The 1,236-nt window shown below is 45.5% G+C and carries 1 protein-coding gene; it reads right to left on the bottom strand.

What is annotated here, in order from left to right; translation table 11 throughout:
• Positions 1-12: 12 nt before the first annotated feature.
• Positions 13-1,119, bottom strand: coding sequence for an IS110 family RNA-guided transposase (locus M3630_RS30420; RefSeq protein ID WP_251254662.1), 1,107 nt, complete (start codon positions 1,117-1,119; stop codon positions 13-15).
• Positions 1,120-1,236: the final 117 nt, after the last annotated feature.

The raw sequence follows: 1,236 nt of genomic DNA, 5'->3' as shown, positions 1-1,236 counted from the left end.
TAGGTTAACTTTTTATGACGCTTGTTCCATTTGTCGAGTGATCGCCCAAATAAAACCCAACAATTCACGGGCAACAGCTGTCACTGCTTTTCCGCCTGGCTTTCCTTTCGCCATGAGGCGACAATATTTTTTATGCAATCGATTTTGTGCTTTCCATGAAATGGCTTGAACTTCCTTCGACTGGCCTTCCTGTCTTTTCCGAATCTCCCCTTTTAACGCAGGTGGATAACGGTAACTCCAAGCAGCCTCTACCAGAACACGACGAAGATGAGTGTTTCCTGTTTTAGTAATGGCCCCTTGTCGACGGAGATCCCCACTTGACGATTCGGAAGGAACCAATCCAGCATAAGACATCAGCTGACGAGGGTGGGCAAATCGGGAGAAAGAACCGATTTCTGCAACCAAGCTGGTAGCGGTTATTTCTGCGACACCACGTAATGATTGGAGAGCTTGAATCATAGGAGCATGAACACTTTCTGTCGCTTGAGCGTGAATTTCCTCATGAAGACGTTTTAAACGTTGCTCGATCTCGTCTAGATGATGCAAATATTCGCGAAAAACGGTACGTGAGCTGTTTTGTGAAAAGGTTAAACGATCAAGCCACTCTCTGTACCTAACGGTCCATTTTCTAATTCCTACAGGAGGCCGCAAATCGTGACGAAGAAGAAATTTCGTTAAACGGTGTCTGGCTCGAAGCTGGTCTTCTTTCGCATCTTCCCGAGCACGTACTAAGTCACGTAGAGCTTCATCTTCTTCCGTCGGTACATAAATCGAAACCAACTCACCTGCACGAAGCAACTGAGCCAAACGGAGTGCATCTCGACGATCCGTCTTTACTCGATCTCCTGGTCTTTGCGGGATAAGAGAAGGAGCAACAACTACACAATCGATTCCGAGACGAAGAAAAAGCCGATATAGTTCATAACCGGTAGCACCTGCTTCATAGCACACTTGAAAAGAGTGAAAATCTCCTAGTTGTTTCATGAGTTTACGAACAGCTTCAGGTGTATGAGCAATCATTCCCCAATAACGTGGGGCTTCTCGGCCATCTTCAGCTATTGCCACCGCAATTTTATCTTTTGAAACGTCTAAACCAACGTATTTTGTGAAATCCTTCATAAGTAGCAGCTCCTTTCGTATTGTAGCGCTCTGTCTATTGGCGTACTTGCCCTTAGTGTAGCCAGAGTAACCTACGAAGTTACGAATAGGGGCTGTCCTCGTTCATAATAACTTATG

The organism is Brevibacillus sp. MER 51, assembly GCF_023714195.1.
GTDB lineage: Bacteria > Bacillota > Bacilli > Brevibacillales > Brevibacillaceae > Brevibacillus.
Note: the sequence above shows the minus strand (reverse complement) of the source record. Positions and strands in the feature narration are given on the sequence as shown.

Bases quoted from the DNA above. Each gene is read 5' to 3' on its own strand.
- M3630_RS30420 (WP_251254662.1), bottom strand. From the start codon at position 1,119: ATGAAGGATTTCACAAAATACGTTGGTTTAGACGTTTCAAAAGATAAA.